Annotated in this window: 25 protein-coding genes and 1 tRNA gene; 18 read left to right on the forward strand and 8 right to left on the reverse strand. The window is 63.3% G+C overall.

Translation table 11 applies throughout. The features are described from left to right. Positions 1 to 211 precede the first annotated feature (211 nt). Together MHX61_RS06875 and MHX61_RS06880 are read right to left on the reverse strand one after the other, a co-directional pair. Positions 212 to 288, reverse strand: a tRNA-Pro gene (locus MHX61_RS06875). A gap of 78 nt (positions 289 to 366) precedes the next feature. After that, the gene (locus MHX61_RS06880; RefSeq protein ID WP_204610443.1) at positions 367 to 1,257 is read right to left on the reverse strand and encodes a metallophosphoesterase; all 891 of its coding nucleotides are present in this window, start codon (positions 1,255 to 1,257) and stop codon (positions 367 to 369) included. A 33-nt stretch (positions 1,258 to 1,290) separates the two neighbouring features. Between MHX61_RS06880 and MHX61_RS06885 the strand changes: the two genes are divergently transcribed. Continuing rightward, a complete protein-coding gene (locus MHX61_RS06885) occupies positions 1,291 to 1,755 on the forward strand; it encodes a GatB/YqeY domain-containing protein (RefSeq protein WP_204610441.1) in 465 nt (154 codons plus the stop codon). Between the two features lie 27 nt (positions 1,756 to 1,782). Here MHX61_RS06885 and MHX61_RS06890 read toward each other — a convergent pair whose 3' ends face one another. Continuing rightward, the gene (locus MHX61_RS06890; protein ID WP_239193737.1) at positions 1,783 to 4,296 is read right to left on the reverse strand and encodes a transglycosylase domain-containing protein; all 2,514 of its coding nucleotides are present in this window, start codon (positions 4,294 to 4,296) and stop codon (positions 1,783 to 1,785) included. Between the two features lie 144 nt (positions 4,297 to 4,440). On the opposite strand from MHX61_RS06890, the gene MHX61_RS06895 reads away from it, so the two are divergent. Genes MHX61_RS06895 through MHX61_RS06910 form a run of 4 tightly spaced genes read left to right on the forward strand, consistent with a single transcriptional unit; the run spans position 4,441 to position 6,260 of the window. Next, complete coding sequence (locus MHX61_RS06895) at positions 4,441 to 4,764, forward strand: WhiB family transcriptional regulator (RefSeq protein WP_005323132.1); 324 nt, start codon at positions 4,441 to 4,443, stop codon at positions 4,762 to 4,764. 44 nt (positions 4,765 to 4,808) lie between these two features. Next, positions 4,809 to 4,967 carry a DUF4177 domain-containing protein gene (locus tag MHX61_RS06900; protein ID WP_005323131.1) on the forward strand — a complete coding sequence of 53 codons (159 nt, stop codon included), beginning with the start codon at positions 4,809 to 4,811 and terminating at the stop codon, positions 4,965 to 4,967. Next, positions 4,968 to 5,426: a RidA family protein gene (locus tag MHX61_RS06905; protein ID WP_239193739.1), complete on the forward strand. Its 459-nt coding sequence runs from the start codon at positions 4,968 to 4,970 to the stop codon at positions 5,424 to 5,426. Between the two features lie 18 nt (positions 5,427 to 5,444). Next, the gene (locus MHX61_RS06910; protein ID WP_239193741.1) at positions 5,445 to 6,260 is read left to right on the forward strand and encodes an MBL fold metallo-hydrolase; all 816 of its coding nucleotides are present in this window, start codon (positions 5,445 to 5,447) and stop codon (positions 6,258 to 6,260) included. Between the two features lie 221 nt (positions 6,261 to 6,481). On the opposite strand, the gene glxR is transcribed toward MHX61_RS06910, so the two are convergent. Further along, positions 6,482 to 7,165, reverse strand: coding sequence for a CRP-like cAMP-activated global transcriptional regulator GlxR (glxR, locus tag MHX61_RS06915; RefSeq protein WP_005323128.1), 684 nt, complete (start codon positions 7,163 to 7,165; stop codon positions 6,482 to 6,484). Positions 7,166 to 7,505: 340 nt separating this feature from the next. On the opposite strand from glxR, the gene nth reads away from it, so the two are divergent. Genes nth through MHX61_RS06935 form a run of 4 tightly spaced genes read left to right on the forward strand, consistent with a single transcriptional unit; the run spans position 7,506 to position 10,687 of the window. After that, the gene (nth, locus tag MHX61_RS06920) at positions 7,506 to 8,162 is read left to right on the forward strand and encodes an endonuclease III (protein WP_239193743.1); all 657 of its coding nucleotides are present in this window, start codon (positions 7,506 to 7,508) and stop codon (positions 8,160 to 8,162) included. A 9-nt stretch (positions 8,163 to 8,171) separates the two neighbouring features. Continuing rightward, positions 8,172 to 8,735, forward strand: a complete 564-nt coding sequence (locus MHX61_RS06925) for a TlpA disulfide reductase family protein (protein WP_239193745.1) — start codon at positions 8,172 to 8,174, stop codon at positions 8,733 to 8,735. Continuing rightward, positions 8,732 to 9,433 (forward strand): CoA pyrophosphatase, encoded by a 702-nt coding sequence (locus MHX61_RS06930; RefSeq protein WP_239193747.1) that lies wholly within the window; start codon positions 8,732 to 8,734, stop codon positions 9,431 to 9,433. Before MHX61_RS06925 ends, MHX61_RS06930 begins: the two co-directional genes overlap by 4 nt. A 57-nt stretch (positions 9,434 to 9,490) precedes the next feature. Next, the gene (locus MHX61_RS06935) at positions 9,491 to 10,687 is read left to right on the forward strand and encodes a MarP family serine protease (protein WP_239193749.1); all 1,197 of its coding nucleotides are present in this window, start codon (positions 9,491 to 9,493) and stop codon (positions 10,685 to 10,687) included. On the opposite strand, the gene MHX61_RS06940 is transcribed toward MHX61_RS06935, so the two are convergent. Then, a complete protein-coding gene (locus tag MHX61_RS06940) occupies positions 10,684 to 11,598 on the reverse strand; it encodes an alpha/beta fold hydrolase (protein WP_239193751.1) in 915 nt (304 codons plus the stop codon). The two genes, MHX61_RS06935 and MHX61_RS06940, sit on opposite strands and share 4 nt — an antisense overlap. A gap of 120 nt (positions 11,599 to 11,718) precedes the next feature. Beyond that, positions 11,719 to 12,222: a phage holin family protein gene (locus MHX61_RS06945; protein WP_370658409.1), complete on the reverse strand. Its 504-nt coding sequence runs from the start codon at positions 12,220 to 12,222 to the stop codon at positions 11,719 to 11,721. 108 nt (positions 12,223 to 12,330) lie between these two features. On the opposite strand from MHX61_RS06945, the gene MHX61_RS06950 reads away from it, so the two are divergent. Further along, the gene (locus MHX61_RS06950; protein WP_239193753.1) at positions 12,331 to 13,047 is read left to right on the forward strand and encodes an oxidoreductase; all 717 of its coding nucleotides are present in this window, start codon (positions 12,331 to 12,333) and stop codon (positions 13,045 to 13,047) included. On the opposite strand, the gene MHX61_RS06955 is transcribed toward MHX61_RS06950, so the two are convergent. Further along, positions 13,044 to 13,925, reverse strand: coding sequence for an HAD family phosphatase (locus MHX61_RS06955; protein WP_239193755.1), 882 nt, complete (start codon positions 13,923 to 13,925; stop codon positions 13,044 to 13,046). The genes MHX61_RS06950 and MHX61_RS06955 overlap by 4 nt on opposite strands. 459 nt (positions 13,926 to 14,384) lie before the next feature. Between MHX61_RS06955 and ssd the strand changes: the two genes are divergently transcribed. From ssd to MHX61_RS06995, 8 genes are all read left to right on the forward strand, one after another. Next, positions 14,385 to 15,452 carry a septum site-determining protein Ssd gene (gene ssd, locus MHX61_RS06960; protein ID WP_239193757.1) on the forward strand — a complete coding sequence of 356 codons (1,068 nt, stop codon included), beginning with the start codon at positions 14,385 to 14,387 and terminating at the stop codon, positions 15,450 to 15,452. Then, complete coding sequence (locus tag MHX61_RS06965; protein ID WP_239193759.1) at positions 15,449 to 16,627, forward strand: TadA family conjugal transfer-associated ATPase; 1,179 nt, start codon at positions 15,449 to 15,451, stop codon at positions 16,625 to 16,627. Before ssd ends, MHX61_RS06965 begins: the two co-directional genes overlap by 4 nt. Continuing rightward, positions 16,620 to 17,408 carry a type II secretion system F family protein gene (locus MHX61_RS06970; RefSeq protein ID WP_239193761.1) on the forward strand — a complete coding sequence of 263 codons (789 nt, stop codon included), beginning with the start codon at positions 16,620 to 16,622 and terminating at the stop codon, positions 17,406 to 17,408. The genes MHX61_RS06965 and MHX61_RS06970 overlap by 8 nt, the downstream gene beginning before the upstream one ends. Then, positions 17,405 to 18,001: a type II secretion system F family protein gene (locus tag MHX61_RS06975; RefSeq protein ID WP_204610422.1), complete on the forward strand. Its 597-nt coding sequence runs from the start codon at positions 17,405 to 17,407 to the stop codon at positions 17,999 to 18,001. The genes MHX61_RS06970 and MHX61_RS06975 overlap by 4 nt, the downstream gene beginning before the upstream one ends. 24 nt (positions 18,002 to 18,025) lie before the next feature. Further along, positions 18,026 to 18,214: a DUF4244 domain-containing protein gene (locus MHX61_RS06980; protein WP_005327144.1), complete on the forward strand. Its 189-nt coding sequence runs from the start codon at positions 18,026 to 18,028 to the stop codon at positions 18,212 to 18,214. Positions 18,215 to 18,269: 55 nt separating this feature from the next. Next, positions 18,270 to 18,584 (forward strand): hypothetical protein, encoded by a 315-nt coding sequence (locus MHX61_RS06985; protein ID WP_005323101.1) that lies wholly within the window; start codon positions 18,270 to 18,272, stop codon positions 18,582 to 18,584. After that, the gene (locus MHX61_RS06990) at positions 18,577 to 18,903 is read left to right on the forward strand and encodes an Rv3654c family TadE-like protein (RefSeq protein ID WP_239193763.1); all 327 of its coding nucleotides are present in this window, start codon (positions 18,577 to 18,579) and stop codon (positions 18,901 to 18,903) included. The genes MHX61_RS06985 and MHX61_RS06990 overlap by 8 nt, the downstream gene beginning before the upstream one ends. Positions 18,904 to 19,145: 242 nt before the next feature. Then, positions 19,146 to 19,343, forward strand: coding sequence for a hypothetical protein (locus MHX61_RS06995; protein ID WP_239193765.1), 198 nt, complete (start codon positions 19,146 to 19,148; stop codon positions 19,341 to 19,343). A gap of 7 nt (positions 19,344 to 19,350) precedes the next feature. On the opposite strand, the gene MHX61_RS07000 is transcribed toward MHX61_RS06995, so the two are convergent. Then, positions 19,351 to 21,714 carry a DEAD/DEAH box helicase gene (locus MHX61_RS07000; protein WP_239193767.1) on the reverse strand — a complete coding sequence of 788 codons (2,364 nt, stop codon included), beginning with the start codon at positions 21,712 to 21,714 and terminating at the stop codon, positions 19,351 to 19,353. Positions 21,715 to 21,809: the final 95 nt, after the last annotated feature.

A 21,809-nucleotide genomic window follows, 5' to 3' on the forward strand; every position in this document is an offset into this window, starting at 1 on the left:
TCAAATAGTTCAACCAACTGCTCCCGCTGATGCTCACTCACCAAACTTCGAGCTCTCAATGAAAACTACTCCCCACTAATCGGAAACTGATTTCTCAGTCCAACTAATGGGGAGCAGTTCACCTAGCCGGGGGATTTCTTTTTGAGCGTGTCGCTCTTGAGTTCAGAGGGTCGTTGCAACGAAAAAGGCCCGCAGCAAAGCTGCGGGCTGTTGGTCGGGATAACAGGATTTGAACCTGCGACCTCTTCGTCCCGAACGAAGCGCGCTACCAACCTGCGCCATATCCCGGCGTTCCGCCTTGAAAAGCGGTACCTGGATACTTTAACGCAAGCTGAGCGCAATCAACAAAACGGCAGGTGGCTGGGTTTAGTCCACCTCGGTGATTTTCAGCAGAGTGGCGGAAGGGCGGCAGAAAAGGCGTACCGGGGCGAATTTGGAGGTGCCCAGACCATTGGAAACATGCATCTTCATCGGGCCGAAGTCATGGAGGCCCTGCACGCGGTCGCGGTCGATGCCGCAATTGGTTACCAGTGCGCGGGAGCCGGGCAGGCAGATTTGGCCGCCGTGAGTGTGTCCAGACAGCGAGAGTTGGTAGCCGTCGGCCGCGAACTTTTCCAGCACGCGGGGCTCGGGGGCATGGAGGAGCGCCAGGGACAAGTCGGCGTCCTCGTTGGGCGGGCCGGCGATTTCGGAGTAGTCATCTAGATCATGGTGGGGATCGTCCACGCCGGCGACGGCAAGGCGGACATTGCCCACCTTGAATTCATGGCGGGCCTGGTTGGCATCGCGCCAGCCGTGCTCCAAGAAGGCGGCGCGCATACCGCGCCACGGCAAGTCCACATAGGAGGGCTCGCGCTTTTTGCCCAGCAGGTACTTGAAGGGATTGACCGGCTGCGGTGCCCAGTAATCATTGGTGCCGAAGACGAAGAGGCCGGGGCGAGCCAGCAAAGGACCGAGAGCGCGCAACGTATCGGGAACGGCCTGCTGGTCGGAGAGATTATCGCCAGTGTTGACCACGAGGTCCGGCTCTAGGGCGTCGAGGGCAGAAACCCAGGCAATCTTGGTCTCCTGGCCGGGGATCATATGCAGATCGGACAGATGCAGCAGCCGAAATTCCGACTTACCGCGCAGCGTGCCCTTGGGCAGGAGGGGGAGCGTATATTCCTTGAGCTCGAATTTGGTCAGTTCGCTATAGCCCCATGCCGCGGCGCCCAGGCCGGCAGCGGTGAGGCCGCCAAGAATACGTAAAAGTTTCACGGCTACCACACTACCTGGCGTACATTGATAGGCATGAGCGAGCTAAAGCAAACCATCCGTGCAGATCTGAAAACCGCAATGAAGGCCAAGGAGAAGCAGCGCACCAGCGCCATCCGCGCCTTGCTGGCCGCCATCCAGGCCGAGGAGACCAATGGCTCCCGGCATGAGCTGGAGGACGCCGATATCCTCAAGGTGATTGCGCGCGAGATTAAAAAGCGCCGCGAGTCCGCCGAGGTCTATGAGGAAAACGGCCGTCCGGAGCTGGCGGAAGCCGAGCTTGCCGACGTCCCCTTCTTCGAGGCCTACCAACCCCGCCAGCTGGACGAGTCCGAGCTTAAGGCCCTAGTGAAGGACTCTATCGCGGAGGTAGAGGCCGAAAACGGCGAAGCACCCACCATGAAGCAGATGGGTGCAGTAATGAAGGTGGCCAATGCCAAGGCCGCCGGCCAGGCAGATGGCAAGCGCCTGTCCGCTGAGGTCAAGTCCCAGCTGAGCTAAAGCGGACGAGACCGCAACGGGCGAGGCTTAGCGGCCAAGGAGGCTGCGGACATCGTTAGCAAAGCTATCGATGTCCTCTTGGCGGATGCCAAAGTCTTCCGGCGAGAACCCGCCGCCGGTATCGGTACCGCCACCACCGTTACCCGTTCTGCCGCCTGTGTCGCCAGTCGAGCGGCCCGGGCTCGTAGCACCGTCGGCATTACCGCCGCCGGTGCTATTTTGTGCGCCGGTGGAGTCGGCGTCGGCCACGCCGGAGGAAGGGGATTGGGAGGCCCCGGCGCCGTCGGAAAGCTGCAGCGTAATCTCCGCGCCCTTCTTCTTGCCGTCCTTGCCGGTAATCGCGCGAACCACGCGGCCATAAGGAACATTGCCGCCGATAACCCGGGAGGTCTTGACCACGTAGCCCTTGGACTCCAAGGTCTGGCGGGCCTCGGCCTCGGACTTGCCGCGCAGGCTATCAAGGGTCTTATCGGCCGTGGTGCCGTTGTCGTACTTCTTGTTGTAATTCGGCAGCCCGGCCTTGGTGGCTATCGGCAGCTGCGTAGCCATGCTGAAGAAGGTCTGCGCCGGCTCCAAGCCGCCGTAGAGGTTGCCCCAACCCGCGCACTGGCGCACCGGGCCGGTACACAGCGGGACGGTGGAGGTGCCATCGTTATAGATATACGGCGCGGCGGAAATGCCCTCGTTGAATCCCAAAAATGCGGAGGACTGGTTGGACTCGGTGGTACCGGTCTTGGCCGCGATAGGGCTGGAGTAACCGGCCGCCTGGGCGGCATTCTTGGCCGTGCCTTGCTTGGCGTCCTCGGACAGGGCGTTGCTCATCGCACGGGCAACACCCTTATCAACGGCCTGCTCACACGGGGTTTCCTTGAGATAGACCTCGTTGCCTTCCTTATCCGTGACCTGGGAGATGGGGTTGGGCTCGCACCACCTGCCATCCGCGGCCAGCGTGGCGCCGACATTGGAAAGCTCCAGCGGGTTGACCTGGTCCGGGCCCAAGGTGAAGGAGCCGGAGTTGGCGTCCTTGGTGTGCTGGGCAATCGAGGTCTCTTTATCAAAGCTGCCCTTGTCATCGTAGGAGCGCAGGCCCAAACGCACGGCCATATCGACGATGGGTGCCACGCCTACCTGCTCCGTGAGCTTGATAAACGGCGTATTGGGGGAGTGCGCCAGCGCTTCCTGCAGCGTCATCGTGGCCTTATAGGCACCAGCGTTTTCCACGCAGTAGCGGTTCGCCGGGCAGCCGGCAGCGCCGCCGTGGCCCAGGCCCTCCGCCTCATAGCGGGTGGGCACATCCACGGTGTTTTTGATGCCATAGCCCGCTTCGAGCGCGGCCGCGGCGGTAAAGACCTTGAAGACGGAACCTGCACCGTTGCCCACCAAGGAATAGGGCTGTGGCAGGATGGTCTCATTTTTATCCAGGTCTAGGCCATAGTCGCGCGAGGAGACCATGGCCAGTACCTTGCGGTCCGATCTACCGGGCTTGATGACGTTCATGACTTCAGCCACGCCCGGGGCATCCGGATTGGTATGGCTTTGGACGGACTCGAGGGCCTTATCCTGCACCGTTGGGTCCAGGGTGGTCTTGATGGTGTAGCCACCGCGCGCCAGCTGCTCCTCGCTAATGCCCTTCTTATCCAGGTATTTCAGCACATAATCACAGAAGAAACCGCGGTCGCCGGCGCCGATGCAGCCATTGGCTAGCGTTTTAGGCTTCTTGCCGACGCCCAGCTTCTCCCCCTTATACTTATCCGCTTCCTGTTGCTTGATATGGCCGTTATCCGCCATGGATTGCAGGACTAGGTTGCGCCGCTCGGTTACTTCCGCCGCGTTGGTATAGGGATTGAGGCGCTCAGAGGATTGGACCATGCCGGCCAGCATCGCTGCCTGCGGCACCGTGAGCTCGGAAGCATGGGTGCCAAAGTAAGTGCGGGCCGCCGCCTCGACGCCGTAGGCATGGTTACCAAAAGACACTAGGTTGAGGTAGTTGGTGAGGATGTCATCCTTATCCAATTCCGCATCCATCTTGGTGGCCATGCGCATCTCGCGCAGCTTGCGGGCCACGGATTGTTCGGTGGCCGCGGCGCGCTCTTCATCGGTGGTGGCAGAGACCAGCAAGAGGTAGTTCTTGACGTACTGCTGATCGATGGTGGAAGCGCCCTGGGAGACGCCGCCCGACGTCAGGTTGGTCCACAGGGCGCGGAAATTGCCTTGGAAGTCCACGCCTTCGTGATCATAAAAGCGCTCGTCCTCAATGGAGACGATGGCGTTTTTCATGGCTTTAGAGATCTTCTTGCTCTCCACCGGGTGGCGGCGCTGGCTGAAGACATAAGCCATGTCCTTGCCCTTGGCGTCTTTGATCGTGGTGACGCCTGGGATATTGCCGGCAGTCAGATCTTGCAGGTCAGATTGCATGGTTTCGTTAGTGCGGGCAATCGCTACACCGGAAATGCCCGCGAAGGGGGCAAGAGCCAGGGCGATGAGCGCGCCTACCAAGACCGTAGACAGGGCTATCTTGGCCAAAGATTTGATGACAGTCACGCCCCATACCCTACGTGGTCGCCCTTGGTAGGTGGAAGATCACTCGCACCCCCTAAAGTGTGACGTGTTAGACAATCTTCTACCTGGATGAATAGACTTAGATGCGTTACATAGTATTCCGTCTGGGAAGGAGCACACTCACCCATGACCGTTCGTGTGAAGACTGCTGGAATGTCTAATACAGCCCGAAATCCCGAGCGTGGTGAGTGGGTCACCCAGGCCAAATGCCGCAAGGGCGACCCGGATGCTCTTTTCGTTCGCGGTGCGGAACAGCGCAAGGCGGCCGTCATTTGCCGCCACTGCCCGGTGCTAACCGAATGCCGCGCTGACGCCCTGGATAATCGCGTCGAGTTCGGTGTTTGGGGCGGGCTGACCGAGCGTCAGCGCCGAGCCCTGCTGCGCAAGAACCCCCACATCACGGATTGGGCTCACTACTTGGCCCAAGGCGGCGAGCTCGTCGGGATTTAAGAATTTAGACGGCGTGGGGCGTATTTAATAGTTAGAATGGGCCCATGACTAAATGGGAATACGCAACCGCACCTGTTCTTACCCACGCCACCAAGCAGATCCTCGATTCTTGGGGTGAAGATGGCTGGGAACTGGTCACCGTCACCCCGGGTCCTAACCCGGAAAACGTCGTGGCCTACTTCAAGCGCGAGGTGGCAGAGTAAATGGGCTTTCATGCTCGCTTGCGGGAGCTGGGGTATGAGCTACCGGGCGTCGCCAAGCCGTTAGCTTCCTATGTGCCGGCCGTGCGCGTGGGTGATCAGGTCTGGACCTCTGGCCAGCTTCCCCTCGTAGAAGGCGCCCTGCCGCTCACCGGCAAGGTTGGCGCCGAAGTCACCACGGAACAAGCCCAGGAACAGGCACGCATCGCGGCGCTGAATGCGCTTGCCGCTATCGATGCCGAAGTTGGCCTGGACAATATCTCCCGCGTGGTAAGAATCGTGGGGTTTGTGGCCTCCGATCCGGCCTATGGAGACCAACCGGTAGTTATCAATGGTGCCTCCGATTTCATCGGTGAGGTCTTTGGGGATGCTGGAACGCATGCCCGCTCCGCCGTGGGCGTGGCTGCGTTGCCTAAAAACGCCCCGGTAGAGATCGAACTAATCGTAGAAATTGCTGCTTGATCGGATAGGCTAGTAACTATGGAGCACCCCGCATATAGTCAATTGCGTCCCGTCAGCCAGTCCGTTGGCGTAGTCCTTTGTGATAACCCCAGCTACACCGCCCTTGAGGGTACGAATACGTGGATTATTCGCGCCGCTGAAGACTCTCGGGCGATCGTCGTGGATCCGGGTCCCGAGGATGAAGGCCATCTCAACGTTGTGCATCGCAACGCAGGTGAGGTGGCTTTGATTTTGATTACCCACCGCCACGATGACCACGCTTCGGGCGCACAACGCTTGCGGCAGATGACCGGCGCCCCCATCCGCGCCTTCGATCCGAGCTACTGCAATGGTGCCGAGGCCCTTCAGGACGGCGAGCACATCTCCCTCGATGGCATTACCCCAAGTCTCGAGGTCGTGCACACCCCAGGTCATACCGCGGATTCCACCTGCTTTTTTGTGTGGAGCGGTGAGGTAGGAAATTCCCGCCTCGAAGGCATTATCTCTGGTGACACCATCGCCGGCCGCCACACCGTTCTGCTTTCGGAGACGGACGGTAACTTGGCCGATTACCTGCACACCCTCGACACCTTGGAAGAGCGCGGCAAGGATATTGCGCTGTTCCCAGGACACGGTCCCGACTTGGATGACACCTCGCAGGTGGCCCGCAAGTACATTGACCGCCGCCACTACCGCCTTGACCAGATTAAGGAGATCCGCTCCCGCCTAGGCGATGATGTGGATTTGAATACCCTGGTCAACGAGATGTATGACGACGTGGACCCGGTGCTGCGCCACGCTGCGGAGCAGTCCACGCGCACCGCGCTGAAGTACTTGGACGGCGAGGCTAAATAAGCCTGTCTCCGTTCGCCCCTCTTCCTCTTTGGTGGGGAGAGGGGCTTAACTGTGTTTGTGGGCTGAGGCAGGAGGAGCGCAGGGCCGACGTATGGCCGCGGTGGGGCCTGCAGGCGGTGCGGAGTGGAGCGTACCGTGGCCACAAGTGCGGTGCGGAACTGGTTAAAAGGGGGTAAAACCAGCGAAACCCCGCCGGAGCGGGGTAGCGAACTGGCGCGGTCTTAGCGAGCGCGGCGGGCGAGGTGCTCGGTATCGACGATGAGAACGGACTTGCCTTCGAGGCGGATCCAACCGCGGTGCGCGAAGGTGGCCAGCGCCTTGTTGACGGTCTCACGGGAAGCGCCCACCAGCTGGGCAATCTCTTCCTGGGTGAGGTCGTGGTTCACGCGCAGGGCGCTGCCTTCCTGAACACCGAAACGGTTAGCCAGCTGCAGCAAGGTCTTTGCCACGCGGCCCGGAACGTCGGTGAAGATGAGGTCAGCCAAGTTGGCGTTGGTGCGGCGCAGGCGGCGTGCCAGCACGCGCAGCAGCTGCTGAGCGATTTCGGGGTGGTCACCAACCCACTTCTTGAGCAGCTCGGAGTTCATGGTGGCGGCCTGAACCTCGGTCACACACACGGCGGAGGAGGTGCGCGGGCCCGGATCGAAGATGGACAGCTCGCCAAACATATCGGATGGGCCCATGACCGTCAGCAGGTTTTCGCGGCCATCCGGGGCGTGGCGGGCGAGCTTAATCTTGCCCGAGGTGATGATGTACAAGCGGTCACCGGGCTCGCCTTCGTCGAAGATGGTGGTTCCGCGCGGGTAGCGCACGGTCTCCATCTGCTCGATAAGGTGCTGCACTGCAACGGGATCAACGCCTTGGAAGATTCCGGCGCGGGAGAGGATGTCCTGTACGCCTTCCACGTTTTACTCCTTGGATGTCGACTACGAAAGTCCATAGATGAGCCTGTGCCACATCTGGGTGCGGTCTTTCATGCACTCGACAATGCGGAACAAGCGGGGTCACTGTGTAACGCGTTTCATCTTACAGTGTAATTGGTCACTTTTGGTACTTCACAGAAATTTTGTCACACTATAGAAACTCTACTCGTGCTAGTGCACGGTTCAGGCCAGCAGTTTTGCGGCCTAGTCAGCGAAAACGACTGCCTCGAGCTTTTCCATCAGGAGGGCGAAAAGGGCGATGGCAAGTGGTACCAGAATCACGAGTGAAATCATGTTTTCCTAGTCTACTAAGCTGAACCCCATGAATTCAGCACTGTCAGCGGCCAGCGCGCCGGAGCTACGCGCACCGGAAGTAAATCGGCGTTTGGCGCAGGAATATCCGGATGCACGGTGTGCCTTGGATTATGACTCCCCGCTGCAGCTGCTCATTGCCACCGTTCTTTCCGCACAATGCACGGATGAACGCGTGAATTCGGTGACCCCTGAACTTTTTGCCCGCTACCCCGAGGCGGCGGATTATGCGGCTGCGCAGCGTTCGGACTTGGAGAGCATCCTGCGGCCGTTGGGCTTTCAGCGCGCCAAGGCGGGTCACCTTTTGGGCATCGGGGAGAAGCTGGTGGCAGATTTTCAAGGCGAAGTCCCGCGCACGGTCAAGGAACTGACCAGCTTGCCCGGTGTTGGTCGCAAGACCGCACTGGTGGTGCTCGGAAATGCCTTCGGGATTCCTGGGCTGACCGTGGATACGCACTTTAGCCGCCTCATGCAGCGGCTCGGGCTGACGGGGGAGAAGACCCCGGTCAAGATTGAGCGGGACATCGCTCAGCTCGTGCCGGAGGAAGAGTGGACGATGTTTTCACACCGCGTGATCTTTCACGGGCGCCAAGTATGTCATGCGCGCACGCCGGAATGCGAAGCATGCGTTCTGCGGGATATGTGTCCAGCCGCTCGTGGGCGCTAGGCTAACGGTATGAAGAACTACGTCCTTGGCACGGTAATTGCCGCGATCCTCATTGCCGTCATTGCGGTAGCTGGGGTCTTGCAGTTGCGGGGTGGGGACGGATCCGAGGAGGCGTCGCCAAGCGAGGCTTCCCCGCAGGAAGTCCCGCAGCGCCCAGACTGCCCGGCCGGCACTGTGGCTGGGGTAGAGCTGGAGTGCCTAGGCGGTGCGGCCGCCGGAAAGCCGGCCGATGAGGGCGTAGCCGTGGTTAACGTGTGGGCGTGGTGGTGCGAGCCGTGCCGCGCGGAGCTTCCCTATCTGCAGGATGTGGCGGAAGCGCACCCGGACTGGCAGGTCGTAGGCGTGCACGCGGATAAGAACGCGGGAAGTGGTGCAGCCTTCTTGAATGACCTGGGCGTGGAGCTGCCGAGCTTCCAAGATTCGGATAATAAGTTCGCCGGTGAGCTGGGCCTGCCGGGCGTGGTGCCGGTGACCGTGGTGCTCAAGGACGGCGAGGTGCGCAAGCAATTTGCGCAGCCGTTTAGCTCCGCAGCGGAGATTGAAAAGGCCGTGGAGGAGGCGATTGCGGCATGAGTCAACTCCTTCCCGAGCGCACGCCAGAATGGCTCAAGCCGGCGCTGGGGGTAGACCCCAGCCAAGTGCAAGAGCTCATTGGCAACCGCCAGGCTTCGTCCCTCAATGGCACCAATGTGCAGGTGCCGGTCAAGCGGGAAGCGGCCGTGCTCATGCTGCTGAGCGGTGAGAGCGCGGAGGAGGCCAGCATCTTGCTCACGCATCGCTCGCCGTCCATGCGCTCGCACTCGGGCCAGATTGCCTTTCCCGGCGGCCGCCGGGATCCCGCGGATACTTCCCTGGTGGATACCGCGCTGCGGGAAGCCTGGGAGGAAACGGACCTGCAGCGCAACTCCGTAACCCCGCTGGAGCAGTGGGAGCAGCTGCATATTCGCGCCACCGGCAATCCGGTGAGCCCGATTTTGGCGCATTGGACCCAGCCGGGGGAGGTCTATCCCGCCAGCCCCGATGAGACCGATGATGTATTTCTCGTACCGATCCGGGAGTTAGTCGATCCGCGCAACCGCTTCATGGTGGGCTTTAGAAAATGGCAGGGACCAGCATTTCACGCCAATGGCTACGTCATTTGGGGCTTTACCGCCGGCGTGCTCTCGGCGCTTTTGCAGCATTCCGGATGGAGCGTGCCATGGGATAACAATTCAGTCATGGACCTGCGTGACTCCCTCACAAACTCCCGCAATAATGAGAAGATGTCCTAACCGCTGGTGCCGCGGTACGTATACGTCTTAAACCCCAGATAGAAAGAACCCATAGCCATGACTCCTGCGCTCTTCGTTGACGGCCTGATTGTGGTCGCCGTCCTCATAGCGCTCCTGAGCGGGTGGCGCAATGGCGCCCTCGCGGCGGTATTGGCCTCCATAGGTGTGGGCGCTGGGGTAGTGCTAGGCATTGCCGTGGCCCCAGCCGCCCTGCGCTTGGTGGAGCAGCCCTCGCTGCGCTTGCTGCTATTGGTGGGAATCCTGGTGCTTTTTGTGGGCATCGGGCAGCTTATCGGGTCCTCGTTGGGCGGCAGCGTGCGCGATCGCATGAAAGCGCGCAAGACGCAGCGCCTCGATTCTGCCGTGGGTGCGGTTTTTCAAGCCTTTGCCGCCTTGGTGGTTATATGGCTGATTTCTATCCCCGTGGCCACTAATTTAGGCGGTGCGGCCGGCCAGGGCCTGCGCGATTCCCGCATCTTGGGCAACCTCAACTCGGCCGCACCGGCGCAGGTAGCGTCGCTGCCCAATGGGGTGGCGGCGATGCTCAACGAGTCCGGCCTGCCGCCGCTGGTCTCGCCGTGGCAAAACTCGATTAGCACCGAGGAAGTAGAAGAGCCGGACCCAGACGTGCAGGATCCGGAGATGGTGCGGCGCATGCGGCCGTCTATCATTCACGTGCTTGGCGACGCCGAAGAGTGCTCCCGCCGCCTCATGGGTTCCGGCTTCGTGGCGGCCGATGACTACGTGATCACCAATGCTCACGTCGTGGCCGGCACGCAGACCGTGCGCTTGGATACCAAGGTGGGCCTCAAGGACGCGACCGTGGTCTACTACAACCCGGATGTGGATGTGGCGGTGCTGCACTCGCGCGACCTGGGCATCGATCCACTGCCCTGGGCCCAGGCCCCGGCCCAGACGGGCGATGATGCCATGGTCATGGGCTTCCCGCACTCCGGGCCTTTCGACGCCGAGATGGCGCGCGTGCGCGATCGCATCACCATTTCCGGCCCGGATATCTACTCGCATGGTCGCGTGGAACGCGATTCCTACACCGTGCGCGGCAAGATCCAACAAGGAAATTCCGGCGGGCCGCTGGTCAACACGGCCGGCGAGGTCCTCGGCGTGGTCTTCGGCGCCTCGGTGGATGATTCCGAGACGGGCTATGCCTTAACCGCCGATGAGGTCAACGCCCAAATCGGAGACATCACGCAGCTTACCCACCCGGTTGATACCGGGGAGTGCGTGGCGCACTAGTTATGTTCTTGTAGCCAGGCCGCCAGCATGGAAACGAAATCCGCCGGTGCTTCCAGGTGAGGAAGGTTCTTCGCGCCGGGGACGGTCGTGGCGGTGAATCCGCGGCGGGCGCGCGAGGCGGCGCGGCGGACCACAGGGTTCCACAGTCGCTGTTGGGCGTGGATGAAGAGAACGGGACGCTCTACTGCCAGTTCCACCCAGGTCAAGGGGACCACGGCGGTGCGCATGCGGTGGTTCCACAAGATTCCACGGCGGACGCTGCCGATGCGGGAGGCGCGCAGGCGGAGATCGAGGATGCGGTCTAGGGCGGCGTCGGCAAGCAAAGGCCCCGTATCCAGCTCCAGCTCCTTGCGATAGGCGCGGGGGCTAAGCAGCAGGTTTTGGGCGCGGGTAACGCGCGGCAGGCGGCACAGCAGCGAGCGCAGGTTAATCCAGCCAAAATCCCACGGCCGGGCGGCAATCGCGCGGCGCAGATCTACCGGGTGGGCGGCGGAAATGGAGGCCAGGCCGCGCACCCGCTCAGGGCGCTCAGCAGCCAGGCACCAAGCCACCGCGCCGCCGGTATCGGCGCCTACTACAAAGGCGTCGTCGTGGCCCAAGGCTTGGATCAGCCCGCTAATATCGCCCACCAAGGTACGGATATCCTGTCCCGGATCAATGGGTGGCTTATCGGACATGCCAAAACCTCGCATATCCACGGCCGCGACGTGGAAGCCGCGTTGGGCAAGCGGCGCTATGACGTCCTGATAATCGAACCACCCGCCAAAAGCGCCGTGGATAAGCACCACTAGGGGCTGCGTGCTATCGCCCGCCGTGGCTACGTGCAAGCGGATGCCGCGGGTGTGGACGAACTCATGCGCATAAGGTCCATCCAGCTCCACCGTTGAGGGAGGCAGGGGTGCGAAGGCCATGGTGCCGCCTTTCTATAGTTGGGGCAGAAACGGTAGAGAAAAGGGGAGGAAGTACACAAAATCCGCCCCAGGCTAGCTAGGGCGGATAGAGGGGTGCACGTACGCGTGGCGCCTGCCGGTTTAGGTGTAGAGGCCGTGGGTGTTCTTACGGTCCAGGGACTTCTGCGCCTTGCCCGGAACCAGGTTCTTGAGCTCCTTGGTGGAATCAATGGTCTTCTGCGGGGCCTTGACCTGCTTGACATTCTTCAGGCCAATGAAGGCCAGGATGCCGGCGAGGACGATCATGATCAGGAAGACGATCAGGAACGCTGCCCAGCGGTCCAGCCAGACGGCGAGAAGCTCGGCCAGGAAGAAGAAAAAGAAGAAGGAGCTATACAGTGCGATGGTGCCTGCGCCGCCGAAGAGGCCTGCACCGATGCCGCCCTTCTTAGCGGACTCTGCCAGCTCGGTCTTGGCTAGCTCCACCTCGGAGCGCACGAGCTGGGACATCTGCTCGGTGGCGTTGGAGACCAGCTGGCCTACCGAGGTCTCGGACGAGGACGTATCCACGTCACTCAAAGGGATAGAGTTCACCTTCGGTGCAAATTGATCAGTACCGTCGGTAAAAAGTCCATCGTTGCTCACGATTAATTCTCCTCGCGTTTATCTAAACCTTGTAATGTCCCCAATAATAATGGAATCACTATTATCCCATGGTGCCACGCATACTTAGGGACTTCCACGGCTATCCTAATGGATATGTCAGAAAATGACGCGTTATCCCCACTGTTTCGCCTGCCGGGGGTGAAAGAAAGTGCAGAAAAGGCCGCCGCTGCCATCGCCCGCGCACACCGCCGACCTGCAGGATTGCGCAAGTTTGAGGTTATCTCTGCGGAGTCCCTCATGCGCGGCGCCCGCGCCAGCGTGGCGCTGGACGGCCACGCCATCCCCCCACATCCGGGACCGGAAGATATGGAAAAAGGTCCGCTGGCCAGCGCAGTCAGCGCCTATTCCGTGGCCGCCCCGGAACTCTTAGATGCCACGGTGCGCTCCTTTGCCCGGGCACCGCTGCAGGTGCTGGCGCGCATTGATGTAGCGGCGGGCGGTACTGGCATTCCGGCCGGCGAGAGTGCGCGCTTGCAAGGGCTAGGCCGGCTCATCGCGCAGGGTGGCGGTCCCGCTTTCGATCTCTTGCTGCCGAGTGTGGTCCATGCCGAGATTGCCGCCGGCGAGTTCTTTGGCCCTCGCAGTGGCCTCGTCGCCCGCGTTGCCTCCCGCCTCGCCGCGGTGCATACGGGCTTTGACCCGCGCGGTTTCGCCGTGCCCGAGGTCTACTACACCCGCCACCGCGCCGAGTATGCCGCAGCGGTGGGCAATTACCGCACCGCGCTTGCCGACGCCCTCTTAACCCACCTCGCCGCCTGGACCGCCGGCGGCAAAGAAGCCGACGCGATTGCCCGCGCGGCCTAGGAGGCGCGCCGTGGGCCCCGCTTGGGCGGGCCGGGGCGGCCCGGGTGCTGGGCGAGCCACAGGCCAGCGCCGATAACTGCCGCGGTACCTGCCAGAACGGAGGCGCCGATTCCAACTTCCTTGGCGGTCGGCGCAGGCAGGAGCGGCTCTGGGTCCTTAAAGGAGCGGATCTCCCATTCGTGGGCGAGGGCGTGGCGCTTTAGCTGCTTGTCCGGGTTGACGGCGACGGGGTGGCCTACCTTTTCCAGCATCGGGATATCGGTAGCGGAATCCGAGTAGGCATAGCTGGCATTAAGGTCGAGGTTTTCTGCCGCTGCGGTCCGCTCCAGTGCCTCTGCTTTGGTGGGACCCTTGCAGTAAAAGAGAACCTCCCCGGTAAAGCGGCCGTTTTCTTCTGCCAATTCGGTGGCGATGACGTGCTCGACGCCGAGTTCCTCTGCGATGATGTCCACCAGCACGGCCGCGGAGGCAGAGACGATGACCACGTGGTGGCCAGCAACGCGGTGGGCGCGGATGAGTTCGCGGGCCTCGGCATAAATGGAGGGTGTGACCACGTGATGCATGGTGTCGCGGGCGATGGCGCGCACCTCGTCCACGGACCACCCGGTGACCAGTGCGGTGAGCTGGTCGCGGGTGGAATCCATGCCTTCGCTGGTCAGGCCGGAAAACATATAGCTGGCCTTAGCAAGTGAGAGCTGCAGTGCTTCGGCCGGCGAGATGAGCCCGTTGTGGAGGAACTCGCGGCCAAACGCATAGGCCGAGGAGGTGGCGATGATGGTCTTATCGAGATCGAAAAACGCCGCGGTGCGTGCGTGGTCGCCGCCGGCGCGAGTGGTGGCGGCGCGGCGGGGATGACGGGGATCGCGGGAAGTAGGCATGATGTGCTGCCGAGTGTAGCCGCCCTCAGCGCTTGCTGGTGTAGAAGTGGCTGGCGTTAACGGTGATTTGTATGTCACAAATGTGGGATTGGGAACCCGCGTGGGGGTGGCGCTGAGTGAACATGCATTCGGTGCAGGTCAGCGCCGTGGCCGTGGAAATCTGCTGTTAGCTGTTGTGATTGGGTGGCGAACATGTCATAATAATGCGTGCAAGGCCCCGATATACTGTGCGGCCTGCCCCGGCTCACCCCCCGAGGCCGGGTTACTGACGGCCCGCGCGCACACCCCCCCGATGCGCGGGCCGTCACCTATATCTACCGACGTGTGGTGCCGGTTATCCACAGATTTTTGGTTGAAACGACAACCAAACTAGGTCCACATGGTGACGTCTGGCGGGTTATCCACAACGCTGCTGCCAGAGCCTCGCTGCGGTTGCGCGACTGCTTCAGGCTATGAGGCATGAACGCATTACACCCTGATTCCGCCGTCATCGTTGTCGCCATTGGTGACGAAGCGCTGCGCGCCGAGGCCGTTCACGCCGCGGCTGCGACCAGCCACGATGTGCTGACCGTAACCGATCCCCGCGATATCCCTCGCAGCCTGCCCGGCGCCTATGCGGTGCTGGTTGATTCCCTTATGGCCCGCGTGGTGGCAGCAGCGCGGCGCACCCACACCGCGCCTGCGCCGGTGCTTTTCCTGGCCGCGGACCCCGGACCGATTGATTACGAGGCGGCGCTCGCCTGCCACGCGGAGAGCGCCTTTATCATCCCCGCCCAGGTGAAGGAGTTGCTGGCGAGCATTGCCGCGGCGGGCGCGCCGCAGGAAGCGCGGCCGGGCAGTGCGACCATCGCAGTGGTGGGCGCGAGCGGTGGGGTGGGTGCTTCTACCTTCGCGGCCGCGCTGGCCCGCACCCAGTGCGCAGCCGACGGTCGCGCATTGCTTATCGACGCCCACCCATACTCCGGCGGCCTCGACCTCCTGCTCGGCGTAGAAGCGGAACCGGGGGCGCGTTGGCCGGAGCTTACCGTGGGCGATGGCAGCATCGATGCCGCCGATCTCTACCGCGCGCTGCCATCCACGCCTGATGGGGTAGCGGTGCTCTCGGCCGCGCGCAGCACCGTCGCGGATCCCTTCCGCTTGGACATGGACCTGCTTGCCCGGGTGGTAGGGGCGGCCCATGCGGGCGAAGGGGTATGCGTGGTGGATTGCACCCCGGAGACTATCCCGGATGCCTGTACCCACGTGGTCATCGTGGTGGCCGCGGAGGTGCGATCGGCCGCGTCGGCCGCGCAACTTCTGGTGCGTCTCGATGCTGCGCGGCGCAGATGCGTGGTGGTGCTGCGGCAACGCCAGTGGGCGTCGTTAAGCGCGGCCGAAGTAGAACGCATCGTCCACAGCACGGTGCTGGCAGAATTGCCGACGCTCCGGGGCCTCACCCGCGCGGTGGAAATCGGCGGCCTGCCGCAGCGCCTCCCCGCACCCTTGCGCAAGGCCGCCCGCGCGGTCCTCGAGGAGGTCGGCGTATGAGCGAGCATAAAGCAGCACAAGAAACGCTGGAAAAGATGCAGCGCATCATTGCCGCCGAGCCCGAATTGGTGCATGATGCGGCAGCTCTGGCCCGGCGCATTCGCGCAGAAGCCGGCGTGATTAGTGACGTTGCAGTGCTCGACCTGCTGCGCCGCCTGCGCCAAGACGCCACCGGCATGGGCCCGCTCGATGCGGTGCTGGGGCGCGAGGGCGTTACAGACGTCGTAGTCAACGGGCCACACGCGGTATTCATGGACCGCGGCGAAGGCCTTGAGCGCACCGATATCACCTTCCGCGATGATGCCGAGGTCCGCCAGCTGGCCAGCCGGCTTGCGGCAGCTTCAGGCACGCGCCTCGATGATGCGCAGCCCTTTGCCGATGGCCGCGTCACTCGCCCCGATGGTGTCGTATTGCGCGTCCACGCACTGCTGAGCCCGCCCGCGGTTGCCGGGACTTGCCTGAGCCTGCGCGTATTGCGCCAAGCGCAGACCACCCTGCCCCAGCTGGTAGACAATGGCACGCTGCCTGACGACATCGCGGCACTGCTGCGCGCCGTGGTGGACAAGCGGATTTCCTTCCTCGTCATCGGCGGCACCGGTTCCGGCAAAACCACCCTGCTCTCCGCGCTTTTGGGAACCGTCTCCGAGCGCGAACGCATCCTCGTTATCGAGGACACCGCCGAGCTCTCCCCGCACCACCCGCACTGCGTCAGCGTGGTCTCGCGCCGGGCCAACGCGGAGGGAAGTGGCGAGGTCACGATGTCACAACTGCTGCGCCAAGCGCTGCGCATGCGGCCGGACCGCATCGTGGTGGGCGAGATCCGCGGCCGCGAGGTGGTGGACCTCCTCGCCGCGCTCAACACCGGCCACGACGGCGGCGCCGGCACGCTGCACGCCAATTCCCTCTTTGAAGTACCAGCCCGCATGGAGGCGCTCGCCGCCCTCGGCGGCGTGGACCGCGCGGCGCTGCATTCGCAATTGGCGGCGGCTGTGCACATGGTGCTGACCATGGAGCGCACCCCGCAGGGCCGCCGCCTCGCCCATATCGGTGTGCTCGAGGGAAACCCAGTGACCCCGCGCATCATCTGGAGCGCCGAAGATGGCCCGGCAGACGGCTTCGCGGAATTCTCCGCGCAGCTTCTGGGCGAGCCTGCCGGGGAGGCCAGCCATGCTTAGCTACCTCTTCCTTGCCGCCGCGCTCCTTATACCCGCGCCTTCGAGTGCCGGCCGCTTGGCCTCAGCCACGCGCCGGGCACAGACCAGCTCCGTGGTGATCTTAGGCGCAGTCTTTTGCGGCAGCCTGGTCTTCTACTCGGTGGGACGCATTAGCATCGCCATCGCCGCCGCCATTATCGCGTGGTGCGTGTCTTGGTACGTCAAAGACTTAGTGGCCGCGCGGGCGGAGCGGCGCGGCCGCGAGGGGCTGGCCGCCTACCTGGGCGTGGTCACCGCGGACCTGCGTGCGGGGGCGACCCTGGCTGGCGCGCTCGCCCGCGGCGTGGAGTCCCTTCCAGCTACCACCCCGCGCGAGGTATCCGCAGCACTAGAATCCACGGCCACCCTCGCCGCGCGCGGTGCGCCGCCGCACATGGCGCTGATAGATCCGCAGGGCGGCAAGGCTCTGCCAGAGTTTCACCGCTTGGGTCACTTATTAGAGCTTTCCACCTATCACGGCATAGCGGTGGCCAGGTTGCTCGACCAAGCCCAAAGCCGCCTCGACGCTTCCCGACGCCACCAGCAATCCACCGCCGCTAGCCTGCAAGGACCCCAAGCCACCGCCACGGTGCTCGCGTGCCTGCCCATAGCCGGCATCGCCATGGGAGGGGCCATGGGTGCTAACTCGCTCGGATTCCTTTTAGGCGGTGGATTAGGCGGCATTCTCCTCGTGGTGGGCGTGGCGCTGGCCTGCGGCGGATTCGCCTGGTCGCGCGTCATCATCCGGAAGGCGGCCGCATGACCCCGCTCATCTTTATCGCCCTCGCCGCCCTTATTGGCCTGCCGCCGCACACCGCCCGCCTGGCACCTGCCAGCGCAACCGAGACCACCGCCAAGACCCCGCGCGATGGCCCGACCGCACGCGGGGGACTGATAAGCAAGCTCAAGCCCGCCGCACCGCTGGATCCACTGGCAGTAGCTGGCGACGTCGAGCTCTTCGCAGCGTGCCTGGCCGCAGGGCTTTCCGTACATGGCGCCACCACCGCGGTGGCCCGCACCGCGGATGCCCAGACTAAGGAACTGTGGGAGACCGTCGCCGCGCTGCTCGGCGTGGGCGTTCCCGCGCACTCCGCGTGGGGCCACATGAAGGGCCATGCGGGGCTGGAGGACTTAGCGCAGCTTGTCATCATGTCGGGCCAATCCGGCGCCACCATCGCGGCCGGGTGCCATCGAATCTGTACTTCTTTGCGCGCGGAAGCATCCGCTCATGCCACGGCGCAGGCGGAGCGCGCAGGAGTATTTATCGCCCTCCCGCTGGCGGTGTGCTTCCTGCCAGCATTCATCGTTCTAGGACTTGCGCCCGTAGTTATCAGTTTGGGCGCACAACTTCTCTAAACCTCACATGAAAGGACACTAATCATGCACGCACTAAATAAGTATTCCCAGCTCATCCGCAATGACGAGGGGATGAGCACCATCGAATATGCCATGGGATCTTTGGCGGCCGCCGCGCTTGCCGGGGTGCTCTACATGGTCATCAACGGCGGCGGGGTGGTCGATGCCATCGAGGGCATCATTACCGACGCCCTCTCGAATACCCCGAGCTAGCGCCGCTCTCTAACCGTGGCCGGCGGGCCCAGCCTGCCGGCAGAAAGGAGGAATGATGCACAGGGTATTTGATGACGATGGCTCCGTGACCATCGAGGCCGCCTTGGCTTTAAGCTCCCTGGTCTTGGTCGCGGCGGGAATCGTGGGTGCCATTGCCACGCTGGCATCTTATATCGCCGCGGTGGACATGGCGGGCGCGGCCGCGCGTTCGCACGCCATCGGCGTCGAATACCATCCCCCGCGCGAGGATGCCCAGGTTAGCGTGGAAGAAAGCGGTGGGTTGGTGAGGGCGTCGGTAAGCGTCGATGCCCCCGTCGGCACCATGCGCTCCGAAGCGGTATTTCCGGCCGAGGTGGGCGGAAATGAGTAGGCCGAGGCGCTGCGGCGAGGAAGGCTATGCCACCATTGCCGCAGCCGGCATCATCGTCGCCATCGTGAGCCTGCTGCTTATCGTGGCGGCAGTGGGCTCGCGCGTGGCCGCGCGACACGAGGCCCAGGTGGCGGCCGACCTCGCGGCGGTTGCCGGCGCCTGGGCCCTCGCTACGGGTGAAGATGCTTGCACCGCCGCGCGCGATACCGCCGCGCTCAATGACGCCGCCTTAGAAACCTGCACCGAGTCCGGCCGCGACGTCATCGTCACCGCCACGGTCCGTGGCCGGTCCACTCAAGCGAAGGCCGGGCCGGTATGACCTGGCAGGAAGCAGTAGTGCGCCTTATCCCCACCGCGGTGGCAGCCGTAGCAGGCTTCATCGCTTGGCGGGAATACCGCCGAAAGACTTACTGGATGGTATTTTCTCCCCACAATTCTGGGATTATTATCGGACGTTGAAGGAGATTCCCCTTTTATCAACACGCTGTGGGATTTTGCCCAAGAGTTTAAAGAGGGTGAGCTCGACAAATCTGCCCCGAAAGAAGAAAGAGGCGATGCTCCATGAGGCATCCGCAAGGCTCGCCTTTTTACGAGCCAAATCCGGAAGTGCGGCGCACTCGCGCACGTGCAGCGGCGGAAATTCAGCGCATAATATTGGAGCGGTTTCCTCATCGGCGTGAGGAGCTATTGCAGCGCAGCGCCGACTATGAATACGCGCGGGCGCAGCGAGTAAATGAAGAAAAAGGCAAAACCGCTTAAGTTGAGGCTAGCCCTGCGTCATGGTGACCAGCGCACCCAGTAGCTTGATGGCGCCGTCCTTGCTCAGCGGGTTATTTCCGTTTCCGCACTTGGGCGACTGGACGCACGATGGGCAACCGGCTTCGCACGGACAAGAGCGCACCGCCTCGAAGGTAGCCTCGATCCATTCGGGGAAGCGGCGAAAGCCCTCCTCAGCAAAACCGGCGCCGCCGGGGTGGCCGTCGTAGACAAAGACGGTGGGCAGCTGGGTATCGGGGTGCAGCGCGGTGGACACGCCGCCGATGTCCCAGCGGTCGCAGGTGGCGATTAGCGGTAGCAGGCCGATCGCGGCGTGCTCGGCCGCGTGCAGCGTGCCAGGAGTATCGGAGGCGGTAACCCCCATCGCGGCAAGCGCCATTGGATCGATGGTGTAGGCCACCGCCCGGGTGACCAGGCGCTGTTCGGGGAGATCGAGGGGGATATCGTCGCCAATGGTGCCGTCGGCAAGCCGCACCTGGTAGCCGGTGACGCGGTCGGTGACCTCCACCTCCACGTCCGCCACCCACAGTCCTGGGGAGTAATTGACCAGGTTATCGGCCTCGCGCAGGATGCGGATATCCGTGGTGGAGCGCGGAGTCGTGGAATAGTCCGGGGTCTCGGGCCGGGCCAGCGCCAGGTAGTCGCTGAGGATGAGCTCCTCGATGACAAAACTCTCGCCTTGGTGCAGGTACACCGCGCCGGGGTGGACCTGGCTGGTAGCGCGGGCGGCGTCGATGGTGCCGAGCAGGCGGCCGTCGGAGGAATCTACGATCATGACTTCCTCGCCCGCCCCGCCGCGCAGCGACACCGCGGTATGGGCCGTCTCTGGGGAAAGCTCTTCCGGCGAATGGGCAGGGACGGGCACGGCGAACCAGCCGCGCTCGCGGCGGCGCAGCAGGCCAGACTTGGCCAGCTGGTGAACCACATCCTGAGCACCCCAGGCGGCAATCGTGGCATCATCCAGCGGCTTTTCCACCGCGGCGCAATAGACGTGGCCGAAGAGGATATACGGATTGGCCGGATTGAAGACGCTGGCCTCCACCGGCCGGCCCAGCAGGGCCTCGGGGTGGTGGACTAAGTAGGTATCCATCGGCTCATCGCGGGCGATGAGCACCACGAGCGAGCCCTGCCCGCGGCGGCCGGCGCGCCCGGCCTGCTGCCAAAAGCTTGCGACGGTACCCGGGAAGCCGGCCGTGACCACAGCATCGAGCCCACCGACGTCGATACCCAGCTCGAGGGCGGAGGTGGTGGCGACGCCGAGCAAGGAGGCGTCGTCAAGCGCGCGCTCCAACTTGCGGCGGTCCTCGGCCAGGTAACCGGCGCGGTAGGCGGCGATGCGCTGGGCAAAATCGGGCCGGCCGAGGCTACCGGAGAGCACCTCGGCCGCGCGCATGGCTACTACCTCGGCCGAGCGGCGCGAACGCACAAAGGTCATGGTGCGCGCGCCCTCGGCGATGAAGGAGGCCATCATCTCGGCCGCCTCGGTGGTGGCGGCGCGGCGCACCGGCGCCCCGTGCTCGCCCTCGGCGCCCTCGATAAAGCCCGGCTCCCATAGCGCCACGGTGCGCGCGCCGGTGGGCGCGGTGTCCTCCGTAATCGCGCGGGTGGGCCGGCCGGTAAGGCGCTGCGCATGCCGGCCCGGGTCCTTCATAGTGGCCGAGGCATAAATTACCGTCGGCCGCGAGCCATAGTGCGCGCACAGGCGCAGCAGGCGCCGCAGCACCAGCGCCACGTTCGCGCCAAAAACGCCTCGGTAGGAATGGCATTCATCGATGACGATGAACTCCAGGTGCCGCAGCAGCCGCGCCCACCGCGCGTGCGCCGCCAGCAGCGACATATGCACCATATCCGGGTTGGAGAAAATGAACCGCGAATGATCGCGCACGCCCGCGCGGGATTCCTGCGGCGTATCGCCGTCATAAGGCGAGGGCACCACGCCCTTGAGCGCCGGAATGCCCCGGCACAGCTCGAGCACCGCCTGCAGCTGGTCAGATCCCAGCGCCTTGGTGGGGGTGAGATACAGCGCGCAGGCGGTCGGCTCCTGCGCTAGCCGGCTCAGAATGGGCAGCTGATAGCCCAGGGACTTACCCGAGGACGTACCGGTAGAAATCACCGCATCCTCGCCGGCCCAGGCCGCCTGCGCCAGCTCCGCTTGGTGGCTATACAGCTTGCCGACGCCCCCTTCTACCAGCTTTTCCCGCAACTGCGGCAGCACCCATTCGGGCCACTCGGCATACTGCGCGCGCTGCGGCGGCAGGGTGGTCTGAAATGTGAGAGTGGACTCATCGAGGCGGCACTGGATGAACTCGAGGAGCTCTTCTCCCAGGGGATTATCCGTTTCCGGGTGAGTCAATTTTTACCCCCTCGTGGGTTAGGCCTATCGCTTTGGCGTGGAACGTGTCACACTGAGATGAGGCCAATGATGTCTTGGTGCGGTGTTTACACTTT

The organism is Corynebacterium sp. ACRPF (assembly GCF_022347395.1).
Lineage (GTDB): Bacteria > Actinomycetota > Actinomycetes > Mycobacteriales > Mycobacteriaceae > Corynebacterium > Corynebacterium tuberculostearicum_D.

Coding starts and splice junctions, on each gene's coding strand:
- MHX61_RS06970 (WP_239193761.1), top strand. CDS start 16,620: ATGCTTAGCTACCTCTTCCTTGCCGCCGCGCTCCTTATACCCGCGCCT.
- MHX61_RS06900 (WP_005323131.1), top strand. CDS start 4,809: ATGACTAAATGGGAATACGCAACCGCACCTGTTCTTACCCACGCCACC.
- MHX61_RS06975 (WP_204610422.1), top strand. CDS start 17,405: ATGACCCCGCTCATCTTTATCGCCCTCGCCGCCCTTATTGGCCTGCCG.
- MHX61_RS06990 (WP_239193763.1), top strand. CDS start 18,577: ATGAGTAGGCCGAGGCGCTGCGGCGAGGAAGGCTATGCCACCATTGCC.
- MHX61_RS06985 (WP_005323101.1), top strand. CDS start 18,270: ATGCACAGGGTATTTGATGACGATGGCTCCGTGACCATCGAGGCCGCC.
- ssd (WP_239193757.1), top strand. CDS start 14,385: ATGAACGCATTACACCCTGATTCCGCCGTCATCGTTGTCGCCATTGGT.
- MHX61_RS06940 (WP_239193751.1), bottom strand. CDS start 11,598: ATGGCCTTCGCACCCCTGCCTCCCTCAACGGTGGAGCTGGATGGACCT.
- MHX61_RS06955 (WP_239193755.1), bottom strand. CDS start 13,925: ATGCCTACTTCCCGCGATCCCCGTCATCCCCGCCGCGCCGCCACCACT.
- nth (WP_239193743.1), top strand. CDS start 7,506: ATGAATTCAGCACTGTCAGCGGCCAGCGCGCCGGAGCTACGCGCACCG.
- MHX61_RS06930 (WP_239193747.1), top strand. CDS start 8,732: ATGAGTCAACTCCTTCCCGAGCGCACGCCAGAATGGCTCAAGCCGGCG.
- MHX61_RS06935 (WP_239193749.1), top strand. CDS start 9,491: ATGACTCCTGCGCTCTTCGTTGACGGCCTGATTGTGGTCGCCGTCCTC.
- MHX61_RS06925 (WP_239193745.1), top strand. CDS start 8,172: ATGAAGAACTACGTCCTTGGCACGGTAATTGCCGCGATCCTCATTGCC.
- MHX61_RS06995 (WP_239193765.1), top strand. CDS start 19,146: ATGAGGCATCCGCAAGGCTCGCCTTTTTACGAGCCAAATCCGGAAGTG.
- MHX61_RS06895 (WP_005323132.1), top strand. CDS start 4,441: ATGACCGTTCGTGTGAAGACTGCTGGAATGTCTAATACAGCCCGAAAT.
- MHX61_RS06950 (WP_239193753.1), top strand. CDS start 12,331: ATGGATATGTCAGAAAATGACGCGTTATCCCCACTGTTTCGCCTGCCG.
- MHX61_RS06965 (WP_239193759.1), top strand. CDS start 15,449: ATGAGCGAGCATAAAGCAGCACAAGAAACGCTGGAAAAGATGCAGCGC.
- MHX61_RS06885 (WP_204610441.1), top strand. CDS start 1,291: ATGAGCGAGCTAAAGCAAACCATCCGTGCAGATCTGAAAACCGCAATG.
- MHX61_RS06910 (WP_239193741.1), top strand. CDS start 5,445: ATGGAGCACCCCGCATATAGTCAATTGCGTCCCGTCAGCCAGTCCGTT.
- MHX61_RS06980 (WP_005327144.1), top strand. CDS start 18,026: ATGCACGCACTAAATAAGTATTCCCAGCTCATCCGCAATGACGAGGGG.
- MHX61_RS06905 (WP_239193739.1), top strand. CDS start 4,968: ATGGGCTTTCATGCTCGCTTGCGGGAGCTGGGGTATGAGCTACCGGGC.